Genomic DNA, 15,986 nt, shown 5'->3' on the forward strand with positions numbered 1-15,986 from the left:
CGCGCATCTCATCACCGCCTGGAGGGAACCGTGCGGATAAATGTCAGCGTCCGTGACGCACACACCGAGCCGACGGCCGTAGTCGTCGACGCCGAGCCGTCCACCAGCGTCGGGCACTTCGCCGCGGAGCTGGCGCGCGTCCTGGTGCCCGCCGGCCGCGCGGAGGCGGTCCCGCCGCTCTACCTCGGCCAGGAGCCTCTGGACGGCGAGACGACCCTGTACGCCGCGGGCGTGCGGGACGGTGTCGACCTGGGGCTCGGCGTTCCGCTGCCGGCGGAGGAGGTGTCCGAGGGGTCGGTGGAGCTGCGGATCGTCAGCGGCCCCGGCGCGGGGACCATCTACCAGCTGCCACCCGGCCACTACGACATCGGGAGCGGACCGGCCTGCCGGGTGCGCCTGGGCGACGGCACCCCGGAAGAGGCGGCCCGCATCGTCGTACGGGTGGACGCCACGGTCCTGCTCACCCCTGTGGACGGCGCGCAGCTGGACGGTGAGGTGCTGTCCGGAGCGGCCGACTGGCCGGAGGGCAGCCAGCTGGACGTGGGCGGCAACCTCCTGGAGCTGTCCACCACGATGCCCGCGCGGGCCCCGCTGACCCGGGCGGCGGACGGTCTGGGGCTGGAGTTCAACCGCCCGCCCCGGTTCGTGCCCGCTTCCTCGGCCCTGAAGTTCCGGCTGCCGACGGAGCCCGCGAAGCCGGAGAAGCGCGCCATCCCGCTGCTGCCGATTCTGCTGGTGCCCGTGGCCGGGGCCATCGTGGCGATCCTCGTGACGGGACGGTGGTCGTTCATCTTCCTCGCCCTGATCTCCCCCCTCGGCGCGCTGCTGACCCAGTTCGGCGGCCGCAAGCAGAACCAGGTGAGCTACCAGGAGCGGCTCAAGGAACACCAGGTGGCCCTGGAGCGGGTGCGCGCGGACGTCACCACGGCCGTACTGATGGAGCAGCACAACCGGCGGCTGTCCTTTCCCGATCCGGCGTCGCTGCTCCGGATGGCCTCGCAGCCGTCGGAGCGGCTGTGGGAGCGGCGCTGGCGGGACACGGACTTCCTCGACGTGCGCGTCGGCACGGCGGATGTGGCGTCGTCGATCACCGTTGAGGACCCGGCGCTCGACGAGCACCGGAGGAAGACCACGCCCGACCTGATCGAAGTGCCGGTCCCGGTGTCCATCAGGAGCAGCGGCGTGGTCGGGGTGGCCGGGGAGGGCGCCGCGACGCTGGCCAGCTGGATGGTGGCCCAGGCGGCGGTGCTGCACAACCCGGCGGACCTGCGGATCTGCGTGCTGACGTCCGCCGATGGCGAGCGGGCGTGGTCCTGGACCCGCTGGCTGCCGCACGCGCAGGCGCAGAGCGAGGACGCGTACCTGTTCATCGGCACCACGGCGGAGTCGGTGGCCCGGCGGGTGGGTGAGCTGGGCCAGCTGGTGGCCAGCCGGCTCGCGCTGGGCGGCAAGGCGCCGCGCGGCGGGGTCGCCGGCATGCCGGACATCCTGGTCGTCATCGAGAACGCCCGCCGGGTGCGGTCGCTGCCGGGTGTGGTGGCACTGCTGCGCGAGGGGCCGTCGGTCGGCGTCTACACGATCTGCCTGGAACGGGAGGAAAGGCTGCTCCCGGAGGAGTGCGGCGCGGTCGTGGCGCCCGGCGTGGGCGGCCTGGACGTGCGGGTGAGCGGCGCCGCGCTGATGACGGGCGTACGTCCTGACTCCCCCCGCGCGGACTGGTACGAGCAGGTGTCCCGCTCGCTGGCCCCCTTGCGCGGCGTCGGCGACTCCGAGGACGCCGCGCTGCCCAAGGCCGTGCGGCTGCTGGACATCCTGGGCGTCGAGCCGCCCACCCCCGAGGTGATCACCGCCGGCTGGGCGGTGTCGGGACGCAGCACCCGGGCCGTGCTGGGCACCGGATACGACGGCGACTTCGCGGTCGACCTGGTCCGGGACGGTCCGCACGCCCTGATCGCCGGCACGACGGGCTCGGGCAAGTCCGAGCTGCTCCAGACGCTGGTGGCCACGCTCGCGGTCGCGAACCGGCCGGACGAGATGACCTTCGTCCTGGTGGACTACAAGGGCGGTAGCGCCTTCGCCGAGTGCGCGGACCTGCCGCACACGGTCGGCCTGGTGACCGACCTGGACACGCACCTGGTCGAGCGGGCGCTGATCTCCCTGGGGGCCGAGCTCCGGCGCCGCGAGCACCTGCTGGCCGTGGCCGGCGCCAAGGACCTCGTGGACTACCAGGACAAGCGGAACCGGGGGGCGGCCCTGGGGCCGTTGCCGCGCCTGCTGCTCGTCATCGACGAGTTCGCCTCGATGGTGCGCGAACTGCCCAACTTCGTCGCCGGCCTGGTCAACATCGCCCAGCGAGGCCGTTCCCTGGGCATCCATCTGGTGCTCGCCACCCAGCGGCCGTCGGGCGCGGTGACCGGCGACATCCGCGCCAACACGAACCTGCGGATCGCCCTGCGCACCACCGACACCAACGAGAGCCGCGACATCATCGACGCCCCGGACGCCGGCGAGATCTCCTCAAGTGCGCCCGGACGGGCGTACGCGCGGCTGGGGCCCAGCGCCCTGCTGCCCTTCCAGGCCGGCCGGGTCGGCGGCAGGCGGCCCGCGGAGCGCGCGGAGACCTCGGTCGTCACTCCGGTGAGCGTCATGGAGGTGGGCTGGAAGGAGGTCGGCGGCCCGATCATTCGCCGCATCGAGCACGGCGGCGGGCCGAGCCAGGGCGCCGTCACCGACCTGGCCGTCCTGGCCGGGGCCGTCGCGAGGGCCGCCGAGAGCGCGGGCATCGGCCGCCAGCCCAGCCCGTGGCTGCCGGCGCTGCCGGAGCTGGTCCAGGTGTCGGAGCTGCGGGCGGCGGACGGGTCCGGTCCCGTCGGCTACGGCCTGGTGGACCTGCCCGCCGAGCAGAGCCGCGAGGAGCTCACCTTCGACCTGGACCGTTCGGGCCATCTGCACATCATCGGCTCCCAGCGCACCGGCCGGTCGCAGGCCCTGCGCACCCTGGCGGCCGCCTTGTCCCAGGCGCACAGCGTCGAGGACTTCCACCTGTACGCCATCGACTGCGGCAACGGCGCGCTGAACGCCCTGACCTCGCTCCCGCACTGCGGCGCCGTCGTCGACCGCAACCAGGTGGAGCGGCTCGGCCGGCTGCTCGACCGGCTGGGCGCGGAGCTGGCCGCGCGGCAGGCGCTTCTCGGCGGGCGCGGCGTGGCCGACCTGGCCGAGCTGCGCGGATTGCTCCCACCCGGCGAGAGGCCGCCGCACCTCATGCTGATGGTCGACCGGTTCGAGGTGTTCGAGAGGGAGTTCGCCACCTTCGACAACGGCAGCTACCTGGAGCGGATGCTCCGCCTGATGCGGGACGGCGCCGGTGTCGGCATCCATCTCGTGCTCGCCGGCGACCGCGTGCTCGGCTCCGGCCGCTTCGCCGGGACCACCGAGGACAAGATCGTCCTGCGGATGAACGACCGTACCGACTACTCCGCGGTCGGCCTCAACGCGCGGGACGTTCCCGAGGAGCTGCCTCCGGGCCGCGGCATCCGGGCGCGGGACATGAGCGAGGTGCAGATCGCCGTGCTCGGCCGCGATGTCTCCGGAGGCGGGCAGGCAATCGTCCTGACCGGGCTCGGCAAGGCGCTGACCACGCGGGAGAGCGGCGTGCCGGCCGACCGGCGGCCGATGCGCCTGGACGTACTGCCCGATCGGATCTCCTACGCCGACGCCCGCGCGCTGCGTGGCCCGGGCGAGGCCGTGCCCATGCGGCCGATCGTCGGGGTCTCCGGCGACACGCTCGCGCTCGTCGGCCCGGACCTGACCGAGGTGCCGACCTTCGTGGTGGCGGGCCCGCCCCGGTCGGGCCGCAGCACGGCGCTGGCCGCCATCGCCCGGTCCCTGCTGGAGGCGGGGACGGGACTGCTCGTGCTCGCGCCGCGCCGCTCACCCCTGCGGGACCTGGCCGGGCTCCCCGGCGTCTCCGGCGTCATCACGGACCCGGACGTCGGTCAGGGCGACTTCCGGGAGGCGCTGCGGAAGATCCCCGAGGACACCGGCGTCGTGCTCATCGACGATGCCGAGCTGCTGATGCAGTCCGAGATCAGCCCGGACCTGGTGGCGCTCACCAGGGGCGCGGCGGGTAACGGCTGGGGGCTGGTCGCCGGGGGCAACGCCGAGGCGATGTCTCTCGGGCTGGCCGGCTGGATCGGGCAGGTCAAGCGCAACCGGACGGGGCTGCTGCTCTCCCCGCAGAGCATCACCGAGGGTGAGCTGCTGGGCGTACGGCTTTCGCGCGGCGTCATCGGCCAGGCGCCTCAGCTGGGCCGGGGCTATCTGCATCTGGGTGACGGCACGCTGCGGACGGTCCAGGTTCCGGAGACGCGGATCGAGGGATGAGGCCGGTGGGGGCCCGCCGGGCCCCCACCACGGGTCACGTCCCTGCCGCGGGTGCCGTCACGAGGCGGAACGTCGACGTGATCGCGTCGAACAGGTCGTACGCCTGCTCCGCGAGCGGCAGGTTCGGGGTCGCGCAGGTCACGATCAGGTAGTTCCCCTGCTCCCCGGGCAGCGGGACGATCGTGTGCATGGTGAGCATGCGGATGCGGATGTCGTCCATCAGCTGGGCTTCCTCGGTCCCCGTGATGCGCGCGACGGTGCCGATGTCCGGCAACTCCACCGCGGTGACCGTACGGTCGGCCGGCTGCGCCGACTCCCCGTCACCCGTCCGGGACAGCTGCTCGGAGAGCACCGGCAACGTCAGCTCCTGGCCCGCCGGGGCGGAGACGGCGAAGACCATGCAGTGCCCCATGAACAGTCCGTCGTCGTACATGGTCGCCGTGCCCGCCGCGTACAGGGCGCCCTGCCGGCGGGCGGCACGGGTGATCTCCCTGGCCTTGCGGAAATAGTCGTTGACCTCCGCGCGCAGGCGGGTCTCGTGCACCTCGGCCAGCGCCGCCTGGCGCATCGCGGCCAACGCCTCACCGGAGAGGTCGAAGTCCGTCCAACTGCTGGGCACGTTCAGGACGAAGCCGGTCGCGCCCGTCATCAGCCGTTGTCCAGACTGGCCGCGGCCTTGTCGTCGGTGTCCTGCATCACGGTGCGGATCTGGTCGACGGCTTTCCTGATCTCCTCACACTGGCGCTTCAACTGGATGCGCCCGTCCGACCATCTGCCCTCGAAGTTGTTGGCCGCGTCGATCAGCGGATAGCCCAGAACGGCGTTCAGATCCACACCGCCCGCCGCGGTGTCGATGTTGTCCAGCACCACGGTGAGTGATCGTGACACTTCATCCAGTGCATCACCCGGTACGAATATGTCGCTCATGTTCACTCCAGGGAGACGTCCGTAGAAGAGGAACCGGTCCTCCGCTGGAACACGGAGGCGCACGCGCAGGGGTTCACGCGAAAACCGGATCGGCCGGGGGGTGGCGAACTCCGATGAACCGCGCGTCGGTGCGCGATCGTGTGTAGAGCGTGACCTTCAATCGGAACAAGTCCCTGGTCCGCGCCCGCGCGAACCGGGTCGTCCTTTCTGTCGCCTGCGCCGTCGGCGTGCTCGGGGCGTCGGCCTGCGGCAAATCCATCGTCATCACCGACGCGGAGCCCGCCGCCCCCGCGCCCGCCTCGTCGGCACCCCCCTCGTCGGCGCCCGCGTCCTCGGCCCCGGCCACCTCCGCCCCGCCCGCTTCGCCCGCCGGCAACACCGGCCTGCAACTCGTCGGCGGATCGGCCGCGGAGAACGGCCTCTCCGGCAACGGCGGAACACCGGTGGGCGTGCAACCGCAGCCGAAACCGGCGAAGTGGGTGCAGTTGTCAGCCGTGTCCGCCCCGGCGGTGGGCACGTACCTGGTCGACGTGAACCAGTCCGCGCTCTACCGCTTCGACAGCGACAGCGTCGACGTGACCCGCTGCATCGGCGAGTGCGCGGTCAACTGGCCGCCCGTCACCATCAAGGAGCAGGGCAAGGTCTACGTCACCCATGGGATCGAGCCGTCCGCCATCGGCGCGATCCAGCGTCCGGACGGGATCGTGCAACTGACCGCGGGAGGCTGGCCGATCTACCGCTTCTCCGGGGACGCGAAGCCCGGCGACCTCAACGGTCAGGGCAAGGACGGTGTCTGGTTCGCGGTCGGCCCGACCGGGGACAAGGCAAAGCCGTCCTGATCGCGGAGCTCGTCCGGATCGCCGAGCCCGTCCGGATCGCCGAGCCCGTCCGGCCCGGCCGCCGCTGTCGGAAACTCCTCTTGCGGACCTGCCGCGCCCGCGGTCATGCTCGACTTCCCAGCACGAGTCGATCCCGGGAGGCGCGGTGCGTGCCCACGATCCCAGCGCCTCCCCCGGGAACAGGCCATGACGGTGACGGCGACGCCTCCGGTCCGGCGGCGCAAGGAGTCGGTCCCCGGGCGGCTGCGGGCGCTGGCCGGGCTGTCCGTCCTGGCGCTGGCGCTGCTGCTGGCCGCGATCCTGGCCGGCGCGGCGAGCACGGGCTCCAGCCTGCGCACCATCGGGCATGAAGCCGGGCCGCAGGTGCTCGCCACCGCGGGCCTGTACCGGCAGATGTCGGAGATGGACGCGCTGATGGCCGAGACCCTGCTGCTGGGCAGAGAGTACGGCCCGCAGCAGCAGGCCGACCTGACCACCTACGACCAGCGACGGCTGGAGATCTCCGAGGGTCTGCTCAGAACCTACCGGCTGGCCCTGGACAACCCGGTCGAGCAACGTACGGTCGAGTCGCTGATCGAGGGCCTGGGCCGCTACGAACGGCTGGCCGCCCACGCCCGGCTGCTGGACGTGCAGTCCGGCCACACCGCGGGACAGCCGCCCGACCACGTGGTCAGGGCTTACCAGCAGGCCACCGACCTCATGCACCGCGAGCTTCTCCCCCAGGCCTACAACCTGACCCTGGAGACCGGGACGATCGTCAGGCGCGCGCATGACGCCGAGCGCTCGGCCACCTCGCTGGCCCGCGTCGCCGTCGTCGGCACCGGCCTGCTCGCACTGGGCTGCCTGCTGGCCCTGCAGATCTACCTGACCCGCAGATTCCGCCGGATCTTCGCCCCGGCCCTGGTGGTCGCCACCGTGCTCGCCACCGCCGCACTGGTGACCGGCACGGCCCTGCTCGACCGGCAGGGCCAGGCGCTGACCGAGGCCAAGCGCCGCGGGTTCGACTCGGTGCTCACCCTGACCAGGGCCCGCGCGATCAGCAAGAGCATGTACGGGGACCAGAGCCGCTACCTGCTCGACCGCTTCCGCAAGGACACCTACGAGCACACCTTCCTGGACAAGTCCCGGACGGTCGCGGCCGTCGAGTCCACGAGCCTGCCCGACTACCAGAGCAAGCTGCGCGCCGACTTCCAGGGCCTGCTCGGCGGCGTGACGGGCCGGGACCGGGACCGCCTCTTCACCGTCTACCAGGGCTTCCAGCAGGCCGACGCGCGGATGAGGACCCTGCCGGCCGAGGCGGCGATCAAGTTCTGGGACGGCGAGCTCACCCAGGCGTACGAGAGCTACGACAAGGTGCTGGAGGAGCTGATCCGGCGGCACGAGTCCGACTTCGAGCGTGCCATCGACGGCGGCGACGGAGCCCTGGAGACGCTGTGGCGGTCGATCCCCGCCGGGCTGGCCGCCGGCGCCCTGCTCATCCTGGTCGGCGTCCTGCCACGACTCAGGGAGTACCGGTGAGGAAACTGCTGATCTGCCTGATCCTACTGCTCACCGCCTGCGGCACCGCGCGGCCACCGTCCCTCATGGACGACGACGAGGTGGCCGTCGTCGCCATCCGCTCCGACGTCCCGCTGATCAGCTTCAAGGGGCCGGACGGCTCGTACGACGGCTTCAACATCGACGTGGCCGAGGATCTGCTCTCCCGGCTGGGCAAGCGGATCCGCTGGCTGGAGATCACGGCCGGCGACCAGCTCACCGTGCTCACCGACGGGCGGGCCGACCTGGTCTTCGCCCACATGTCGGTCACCCCGGAGCGGAAGAAGGTGATCGACTTCGCCGGGCCGTACCACATCGACTTCCAGGACATCGCCGTACGACCGGCCGACAAGGACGCCGTCCACGACGTCCGCGACCTGGCGGGCCGCAAGATCTGCCTGGTGCGCGGCACGAACATCGCCCAGCGGATCGTCGAGGAGCGCCGGGTCAAGGCGATCCCCGTCGAGGCGCCCGACTACAACGTCTGCCTGGACATGATCAAGAACGGCACGATCGACGCCATCTCCACCAACAGCCAGATCCTGGCCGGGCTGCTCACCAAGCCGGGCGTCGACCTGCACCTGGTCGGCGCGACGTTCAACGAGCAACGCACGTCGATCGGCGTGCGCAAGGGCGACGTCGACGGCTGCGAGGAGCTCAACCGGGCCATCACCGAGATGTACCAGGACGGCACCGCGCACATGTTGCTGGACAAGTGGTTCGGCAGGTCGGGCATCGACCTGTCGGTGGTCGCGGTCCCGCAGTTCGAGGGCTGCTCCTAGCCGGGCGGACCGGCGATCTCCGCGCCGAACCTGCCGACGAGCGCCTGCTTGGCGCGCCCGGCGACCTCCACGTCGTAGGGGACCAGCTTGACCGTCGCCGGGTCGGCCGCCTTGGAGTGCGCCGGCACCCCGGTGTTGGTGGGCAGGGCGTAGAACTGGACCAGCGGCCCCAGCCGCTGGGACGCCCCGCTCAGCGCCCAGTCGACGTACCTGCGCGCGCTGCCGGGGTTGTGCGCCCCGGCCAGCACGGCCAGCCCGCCGAGCTCGTACCCGGTGCCCTCCCGCGGGAAGGTCACCTCCAGGTTCGGGTAGCCCTGCTCCTGGGCGGCGACGCAGTCATGGGAGAAGACGACGCCGACCGCCGCCTCCCCCTTGGCCGCCTGCACGGCGGCCGCGCTGCCGGAGGAGTTGTACCTCAGCACGTTCGGGTGCAGGTCGCGCAGGTAGCCGAGCGCCGCCTCCTGATCGCCGCCATTGAGCTCCACGTGCGTCCACAGCGTCGTGTACGCCGTTCCGGAGGTGGCCGGATGGGCGAGGGCGACGCCGCCGCCGCGCAGCCGCCTGTCCAGCAGCTCCCGCCAGGAGCGGATCGGCTTCATCCCTCTCTTGGCCAGCTCCTTGGTGTTGTTGCAGAAGGCCAGCACCCCGGCGTAGATCCCGCTCCAGGCATGCTCCCGATCGGCCCATTCCGTCCGGATCTCCCCGGACTTCGCCGAGGCGTACGGCTCCAGCAGCCCTTGACTCTTGGCCGCCACATAGGAGTCGGCCGGCCCGCCATGCCAGACGTCGAACTCCTGCCGCGCCCTGGCCGCCTTGATCCGCTCCAGCGCCTCACCACTGGAGAGCCGGACGAAGTCGGCCTCCACCCCCGTGGCGTCGGAGAACCGCTTGACCATCATCGCGCACCATCGCTCGCTCGCGCCGCAGGCGACCGTGATCTTGTCCCGCCGCGCTGTCGAGCAGCCCGCCACCAGCAGGATCGCTGCCAGTGCGATGGCCAACGGCCTCATCGCCCCTCCAAGGGGTACGCCGACGTCCCGCCCGAGTGTCGCCCCCCATTCGACACTCGGCTCCGGGCCTCACGCAACCGATCTCCGCAACGGTTCCCTAGGTCCGTACGGGAAGGGACAGGATCACATGGTCACGACGATTTTGCCGATGGTGTGCTCACGGACGAAGTCCACGCATGCCTGGACGCCTTGGTCGAGGGTGTGACGGCCGCCGATCGTGGCCGGGAGCCGGCCGTCGGCGGCGAGTTCACCGACTTCCCGCATGCCGCCATACGTGGCGTCCAGGTCGAGCACATACCGCAGGTCCACGTCGTCGCGGCCGATCGACTCCTGCGAAGGAGCCGGGTAGGTGATGGTGAGCAGGCGGCCCCCGGAGCGGATGGCCTTGGCGAGGCCGGCCAGACGGTCGCCGGGCAGCACGAGGTTGAACGCGGCGTCGACGCCGCCGGGATAACCCGCTTCGTCGTACCCGATGACCTCGTCGGCCCCGAGATCGCGCAGGACGTCGGCGTCCGCGGTGGCGCCGGTCGCGATCACCCGCGCCCCGGCCGCGGCGACCAGGGGAACCACCGCCGTGCCCACACCGCCGCTCGCGCCGACGACGAGGACGGTCTCGTCCGGCTTCAGCCGGGCTATCCCGGCCAGCGACAGCGCGGTCAGGCCGGCGGTCGCCAGCGCCGCCGCGTCCTCTGCCGAGACGGCCGGGGGCCGGTGCGCGATCAGCGGAGTGTCGGCCTCGAACACCGCGTACTCGGCCAGCGAGCCGGTGCCGAGCGAGGGCCGCGTCGGACTGGCTATCGCGCGCAGGGCCCTGGGCACGGCCTCGCCGAAGATCTCGTCCCCCACCTGGAAGGCGGTCACGCCCGGTCCGACCTCGGTGACGGTTCCGGCGAAGTCGTTGCCGGGCACGTACGGGAACGCCAGGGGCGCCTGCGCGTGGAAAGCGCCGCCGGCCAGGCGGATGTCGGTGGGGTTGAGCGCGGCGGCGGAGATCCGCACCTGGATCTGCCCCGGCCCTGGTCTCGGCACCGGGATGTCCGCCACCACGAACTGTTCCGGCGGACCGTAGCCGTTCACGACGACTGCCTTCATGTACTCCTCCAAAAACGGACCGAGCGGTCATCTTACGGTCAGAACCGTAGCCACAAACGGACCGCGCGGTCAAGTTGTAGCCTTACGGGGTGACCTCGCCTCCTCGGCTCCGCGCCGACGCCGCACGGAACCGGCAACTGCTGCTCGCCGCGGCGGCCGAGGAGTTCGCCGAGCGAGGGCTGGAAGCATCGGTCGCCGACATCGCCCGCCGCGCCGGAGTCGGGAAAGGAACGGTGTTCCGCCACTTCCCCACCAAGGACGACCTGATCGCCGCGGTCGTCCAGGAGCGGATCACCCCGCTCATCGCGGCAGGCGAGCGCCTGCTCGACGCGGCGGACGCGGGCGCGGCGCTGCTGGAGTTCCTCGCCATGGCGGCGCAGCAGCAACAACAACTCGACCTGTCGTTCCTCCAAGGAGCCGACCGGCTCGCGCCCGACGCGGCCCAGACCCAGGAACGCCTGTTCCGCGTCGTCCACGCGCTCGTGGACCGGGCCCGCGACCACGACGCGGTACGGCCCGACGTCACCGGCACGGACGTCATCCTGCTGATGTGCGCGCCGAACCATGTGGTCACCTACCTGCCGGACCCCCCGCCCGACCTGTGGCGGCGCTACCTGGCGATCATCTTCGACGGCCTGCGCCCACAAGGCGCCCACCCGCTGCCCCACCCACCTCCCCGTTCGATGTGACGGCAGCGCGCCCACCACGGCCTGACCATCCAGAAACGCGGCTCACCAACGGGCGGGAGAATCACCCCCTGCCGACCGTCAGTAGCAGCGCAGGTCCATACCGGGTTCGTGAAATCCGTCGAAGAACTCGACGATGACGGCCGTGTACCCGTCCTGCCCCGATCCGCTCACGCCGACGTGAACGGTGCCGGCGAGCGCGCGGCCCGCGACGCCCTCGATCGCGGCGGACTCGTAATAACGCGTGATCTCAGGGCCGGACAGCTTGGTGCGCAGCGACATCCGTACCAGATAGTCGCAGTGATTGCTGTTGCCCGACTGCAGGCCCACGGTGCCCTGCACGCCATGATCGCCCCGCTCCGTGTCAGGCGGCAGCGGGTGCGCGCTCACCCGCTCCTCCAGACCGGCCAGTGCGGCGTCATTGCGCCACTCGGGGACCTTGAACAGCAGGACGACGGCGCAGACAACGCCAAGGAGCACCAGACATAAAAGGAACGGCAACCTGCTCCGCCGCCTGGGTGATGTCTCGGGAGGCATGTCGTCCCTTTCGCAAAGGCTGCTGCGGCTCGCTCATTCGGATCGGCCGATCACCGATGAATTTTACGACCGGGGCAGGTCTATTCCTGGAGAGCGAGAACCTGGGAGAGACCATGAGCACGAACGCCCTACCGCCCGTCGTCGACGCCGACACCTGGCTGCGTCACCTCGAAGAGCTGCGCGCCCGGGAGAAGGCCGCGACCCGGGAGCTCGACGCCGTCGCCGCCCAGCGCCGCCGCCTGCCCATGGTGCGGATGCCGGACTACACCCTTGAAGGCGAGGACGGACCGGTCCGGCTGGCGGACATCTTCGAAGGCAAGAGGCAACTGATCGTCTACAACCACATGTGGTTCCCGGGCAAACAGTGGCAGTGCTCGGGCTGCACGGGCTTCACCTCGCAGTTCACCCGGCTGGAGTTCCTGGACAACTACGACGCGCGGTTCGTCATCGTCACCCAGGGCCCGATCGACGAGGCCCTCGCCTACAAGCGGCGGGTCGGCAACCGGATGCCCTGGTACTCCACCGCCGACAGCCCGTTCGGCGCCGACGTCGGCGCACCGCCCGGCGAAGGATTCGGCGTCAACGTGTTCCTCCGCGACGGCGACACCGTCTACCGCACCTGGCACACCAACGGCCGCGGCACCGAACAACTCACCCACACCTTCGCCCTGATCGACCTGCTGCCGTACGGGCGTCAGGAGGAGTGGCAGGACTCGCCCGACGGCTGGCCACAGTCACCCACGTACGGCGGGTGGCCCAGCTCCGAGGACATCGCCGCACGCTACGGCCCGGCCACCGCCTAGAGACTGCTGTCAGCGGGCACCTGTCTCCGTGAGCATGAGCGCCCGTGCGGAGGTCGGAAACAAGCCGGCTACACAGCAGGCAGGTCCGACCGCATCTTGGCGATCTGCTGCTTGGCCTCCGCTTCGGCGACCGCCGCCTGGCGTTCGATGTCGAGCTCCAGCGTCAGCAGCATGTCCGGGTTGAGCGTCCGCCCGACGCCGACCCCTTCGGCGGCGGCGAGCCTGCGACGCCGTAGCGACTGGAACACCCGGCGTAGCCTCTTATAGAGGCGGGAATTCCGGTAGGCCCGGCGCTTCCACTGGCCACCGACATACCGGAAGGGGGACGCCAGAGCCCCGAGGACCCCGCCGCCCACCGTGGCGACGGCCTGGTAGATCCGCACGATCAGGCGCTGGTTGATCCGCTCTTCCAGGCGCGCCCGCAGCCGCAAGAGCGCGCGCCTTTCGGGTGACTCGGGCAGGGTGTGCCACCGGTAGGCCGGGTTGTTCAGCAACTCGTTCAGCGCTCTGAGCCGCTCCACGGGCCGCAGCCGGCGATGCCAGGCCAGGGCACGCAGGACCGCCGAGCGCGCCTCGGAATCCATGCTCTGGGCAGCTTCGAGCCGATAGGCGAAGGGCGCCGACCGGTTCTCGGCGACCTGTCGCAGCACATGCTGGGCTCGCGGCTCGCCGAGACCGTTCAGCACGTGACCGAGCTGCAGCAGGTCACCCGGCTCGAGGCGAGAGTCGCCGATCAGGGCGTCCACCGACGTGACCGCGGCCGGGTGCCCGGACGGCAGCACCACGGCCACGGCTCTGATCCGGCGCACCGCGGGGACGCGTTGATCCCTGACCAGCTCGACGAGCAGGTCCAGGGCCGGTTGCGCATATCCGGCCGCGCTCAGCAGCCCGGACCAGAGGTACTCCGACCCGAGAAGCGGGCGAACCAGGTCGTACGCCACCGGCTGCCCGGCCTCCAGCAGCGTACGCACGGCCTCGGCCCGCGCCGGTGCCGCCGTCCGCCCGTCGCCGGCCAGACGCTCCAGCGCGGTGGCACCGGCTTCCCGGCCCGCGCCGAGCATCAGTCCGGCCGCCCGCGGCCAGGTACTCCGCGATGCTGCGGTGCACGAAACTCAGCCGTCCGTCCTCAACCTCGAACAACGACGTGCCTAGCAGCAGCGCGTACAGTGACGTGATCTCAGCGAATTTCCGGTAGGTAGTCATGCTCGAAATGGGTGAGGACGAGTGCTGCGCGGGCGATGTCGCCGATTCTGCTTGGGCTGACGGTGATGTGCTGGAGGGTGCGCCAGCGGCCTTTGAGCAGGGCGAACCCGCGTTCGCCGAGGCATCGGCGCGTAGGAGCCGGTTGTAGGTGCGGTTGTCCGGGCTGAGGATCTGGTTTCCTCCGGGTTGCCTGATCGGTGTGTGAACGCCGATTCCGGCACCGTCGTAGCCGCTGTCGGCGAGGGTGGGCAGTCCAGCTGCGGCTGCGGCGTACAGCGCGCCCAGCACATGTGTGCGGGCGGCGGTCAAGTTGTGGACGGAGCCGGGCTCGACCTCGGCGATCCACAGCGGCAGTCCGCCGGGTGCCGACAGGACCTGGAGGTTGCCGGCGTGCTGGTGGGCTTTGCCGGAGTACCAGGTGTCGATAGGTTCGCCCTTGACGCTGAGGCTCTGCTCGGCGCAACGGTCGATGGGGATCAGGGTGCCGTCCAGGATCACATAAGCCAGCCCGTCTGCCTGGGCACGGTCCAGCGCCTCGTGCAGATCAGGGGCTTGAGCTGCCAGGACGTCGATCCCCTCGGCGATGTAGCGGTAGGCCGTGGCGCGGGAGACGCGATGGTCGCGGCCGAGTTTGGGAATGTCGTGCTCGCCCCGGAACCAGCGCAGGATCAGCACCGCCTGCCAGAACGGGGTCAGCGCACGGCTGCCCTTGGGTGTGCCGAGCCGGCGTCGTTCGTCTCGCAGCGACCGGGCGACATGGTGAATCAGCGCGCGGGAGACGTCGAGCGTGGCACGATGAGCAATCACGTGGAGCCTTTCGGCGGCGGGATTTCTTGTGGTGAGAACTCATCTACCGGAGGCTCCACGTCCATCTCCGGCCTTCGACGACTTCTCCCGAAAGGCCCGAAACGCCACCACGGGCGTCCCAAACATCCCTCATCGTCCCGAATTATTTCCCTGAGATCACCTCAGTGCCTCGTACCATTCCGACTTCGGGGTGTCCGGCCGCAGCGCCCGCATCTCATCGCAGGCCAGGGAGAACAACCGGTCCTCAACACCGTCGACCTGGGCGGCCGCCATGGCGTTCAGAATCGGGTCGACGGCGTCCAGCAGCCAGCGCGGCAGGTCGGTGGTGTCGGGAGAGGGCTTGGGCGACAGGCGTCCCTCCCGCAACAGGCCGACGAAATGTGCGAACAACGCGGTCCTGCTACTCGGCAGACCCTTGTCACCGTCCAGCCTGAAGACGAGCGCGGCCATGGTCGCCAGCAGTGGCACACGTACCAGGGCATCGAGGCCGGTGTCATGGATCTGCTCGATGTAACCCCGTCCACCATGACCAGCCAGGGCACGCCGGGCAGCGGCTGTTCGGTGAACAAGGCCCGCAGGTCCGCGCGCACGGCCGCGTCCTCGGTGTGCGCGTGGTGGGCGGCCAGAGCGTCGGCGAGGTCCTGGTCGGCCGCGGCGGTGATGGCGGGCAGCCGTACGGCCATTGCCCCGCCGAAGGGGGCGGGTTTGCGCGGGGATCTTCCCGTTCCGATCTCGCGGAGTCCATACCGGCTTCGTGATCTGCGCCGAAGAACCCGAAAACGGACCACTGAGTCAACTATGTGCCAATCGTCACATTGATCACGACTCGTGGGCGGCAACCGTGAGCCCGTGGTTAGCATGATCGCTCCGATGGAACCCGAAAGGATATTCGTGCGCACACGCAAGCTGGCCACCCTCCTGGCAAGCACGGCCCTGGCCGCCACCACCACGCTGGTAGCGGGCGCCGCTCCGGCCGGCGCGGCCGGACCCTGCGGCAGCAGCTACTCCCGGGTCGGTGTTTACGCCGTCTCCAAGGACGGGACCCGCACGGGCACGCTGGAGGTGTACTACAGCTCCAGCACCGGGAAGAACTGCGCCTTGACCTACGGCTACGGTGCCTACGCCAACACCGTGAGCTGGAAGAGAGTCACGATCTCGAGAGGCGACGGCAGCGGAGAATCCACCGATGCCGGGGACTACAAGATCTACGCCGGCCCGGTGTACGTCTCCGCGCCCGGCCAGTGCATCGACGTTGGCGCGACCGTACCGGCTTGGACGATCCGCGAGCTCAACAACGTGCACTGCGGCTGACCTCTGGTGACCGGACCGGGTGCTCTCCAGCGGGAACGTGGAGGGCACCCTCCAGGGCGCTGTGCGG

Annotated in this window: 14 protein-coding genes and 1 pseudogene; 7 read left to right on the top strand and 8 right to left on the bottom strand. The window is 70.7% G+C overall.

Annotated features, from left to right (window positions below):
- Nucleotides 1-30: 30 nt before the first annotated feature.
- Nucleotides 31-4,386, top strand: a complete 4,356-nt coding sequence (locus IEY87_RS12100) for a type VII secretion EssC family protein (protein ID WP_225276952.1) — start codon at nucleotides 31-33, stop codon at nucleotides 4,384-4,386.
- A gap of 34 nt (nucleotides 4,387-4,420) precedes the next feature.
- On the opposite strand, the gene IEY87_RS12105 is transcribed toward IEY87_RS12100, so the two are convergent.
- Nucleotides 4,421-5,035 (bottom strand): hypothetical protein, encoded by a 615-nt coding sequence (locus IEY87_RS12105; protein ID WP_189138647.1) that lies wholly within the window; start codon nucleotides 5,033-5,035, stop codon nucleotides 4,421-4,423.
- Nucleotides 5,035-5,319, bottom strand: a complete 285-nt coding sequence (locus IEY87_RS12110) for a hypothetical protein (RefSeq protein ID WP_229699326.1) — start codon at nucleotides 5,317-5,319, stop codon at nucleotides 5,035-5,037. The genes IEY87_RS12105 and IEY87_RS12110 overlap by 1 nt, the downstream gene beginning before the upstream one ends.
- A 143-nt stretch (nucleotides 5,320-5,462) precedes the next feature.
- Here IEY87_RS12110 and IEY87_RS12115 point away from each other — a divergent pair, with 143 nt between their 5' ends.
- The 3 genes from IEY87_RS12115 (at nucleotide 5,463) to IEY87_RS12125 (ending at nucleotide 8,470) form a co-directional block, all read left to right on the top strand.
- On the top strand, nucleotides 5,463-6,152 hold the full coding sequence (locus IEY87_RS12115) for a COG4315 family predicted lipoprotein (RefSeq protein ID WP_189138649.1): 690 nt from the start codon (nucleotides 5,463-5,465) through the stop codon (nucleotides 6,150-6,152).
- A 186-nt stretch (nucleotides 6,153-6,338) separates the two neighbouring features.
- Nucleotides 6,339-7,670 carry a GlnX family signal transduction membrane protein gene (locus IEY87_RS12120; protein WP_189138650.1) on the top strand — a complete coding sequence of 444 codons (1,332 nt, stop codon included), beginning with the start codon at nucleotides 6,339-6,341 and terminating at the stop codon, nucleotides 7,668-7,670.
- Entirely contained in the window at nucleotides 7,667-8,470 is an 804-nt protein-coding gene (locus tag IEY87_RS12125) for a substrate-binding periplasmic protein (protein WP_189138651.1), read from the top strand. Before IEY87_RS12120 ends, IEY87_RS12125 begins: the two co-directional genes overlap by 4 nt.
- Here the strand turns inward: IEY87_RS12125 and IEY87_RS12130 are convergent.
- A complete protein-coding gene (locus IEY87_RS12130; protein WP_189138652.1) occupies nucleotides 8,467-9,480 on the bottom strand; it encodes an ABC transporter substrate-binding protein in 1,014 nt (337 codons plus the stop codon). The genes IEY87_RS12125 and IEY87_RS12130 overlap by 4 nt on opposite strands.
- A gap of 123 nt (nucleotides 9,481-9,603) precedes the next feature.
- Complete coding sequence (locus IEY87_RS12135) at nucleotides 9,604-10,572, bottom strand: NADP-dependent oxidoreductase (RefSeq protein WP_189138653.1); 969 nt, start codon at nucleotides 10,570-10,572, stop codon at nucleotides 9,604-9,606.
- A gap of 89 nt (nucleotides 10,573-10,661) precedes the next feature.
- Here IEY87_RS12135 and IEY87_RS12140 point away from each other — a divergent pair, with 89 nt between their 5' ends.
- Nucleotides 10,662-11,261 carry a TetR/AcrR family transcriptional regulator gene (locus IEY87_RS12140; RefSeq protein ID WP_189138654.1) on the top strand — a complete coding sequence of 200 codons (600 nt, stop codon included), beginning with the start codon at nucleotides 10,662-10,664 and terminating at the stop codon, nucleotides 11,259-11,261.
- A 78-nt stretch (nucleotides 11,262-11,339) separates the two neighbouring features.
- Here IEY87_RS12140 and IEY87_RS12145 read toward each other — a convergent pair whose 3' ends face one another.
- Complete coding sequence (locus IEY87_RS12145; protein ID WP_189138655.1) at nucleotides 11,340-11,738, bottom strand: hypothetical protein; 399 nt, start codon at nucleotides 11,736-11,738, stop codon at nucleotides 11,340-11,342.
- 170 nt (nucleotides 11,739-11,908) lie between these two features.
- Between IEY87_RS12145 and IEY87_RS12150 the strand changes: the two genes are divergently transcribed.
- The gene (locus IEY87_RS12150) at nucleotides 11,909-12,598 is read left to right on the top strand and encodes a DUF899 domain-containing protein (RefSeq protein WP_189138656.1); all 690 of its coding nucleotides are present in this window, start codon (nucleotides 11,909-11,911) and stop codon (nucleotides 12,596-12,598) included.
- A 68-nt stretch (nucleotides 12,599-12,666) separates the two neighbouring features.
- Here IEY87_RS12150 and IEY87_RS12155 read toward each other — a convergent pair whose 3' ends face one another.
- The 3 genes and pseudogenes from IEY87_RS12155 to IEY87_RS12165 form a co-directional block, all read right to left on the bottom strand.
- Nucleotides 12,667-13,659, bottom strand: a complete 993-nt coding sequence (locus IEY87_RS12155) for a hypothetical protein (protein ID WP_189138657.1) — start codon at nucleotides 13,657-13,659, stop codon at nucleotides 12,667-12,669.
- Nucleotides 13,660-13,775: 116 nt separating this feature from the next.
- Nucleotides 13,776-14,608 (bottom strand): annotated as a pseudogene (locus IEY87_RS12160) (transposase family protein).
- A gap of 156 nt (nucleotides 14,609-14,764) precedes the next feature.
- Nucleotides 14,765-15,076, bottom strand: a complete 312-nt coding sequence (locus IEY87_RS12165) for a hypothetical protein (protein WP_189138658.1) — start codon at nucleotides 15,074-15,076, stop codon at nucleotides 14,765-14,767.
- Between the two features lie 423 nt (nucleotides 15,077-15,499).
- Here IEY87_RS12165 and IEY87_RS12170 point away from each other — a divergent pair, with 423 nt between their 5' ends.
- Nucleotides 15,500-15,919, top strand: a complete 420-nt coding sequence (locus IEY87_RS12170) for a spore-associated protein A (RefSeq protein WP_189138659.1) — start codon at nucleotides 15,500-15,502, stop codon at nucleotides 15,917-15,919.
- Nucleotides 15,920-15,986 lie beyond the last annotated feature (67 nt).

It is taken from the genome of Nonomuraea glycinis (assembly GCF_014646515.1).
GTDB lineage: Bacteria > Actinomycetota > Actinomycetes > Streptosporangiales > Streptosporangiaceae > Nonomuraea > Nonomuraea glycinis.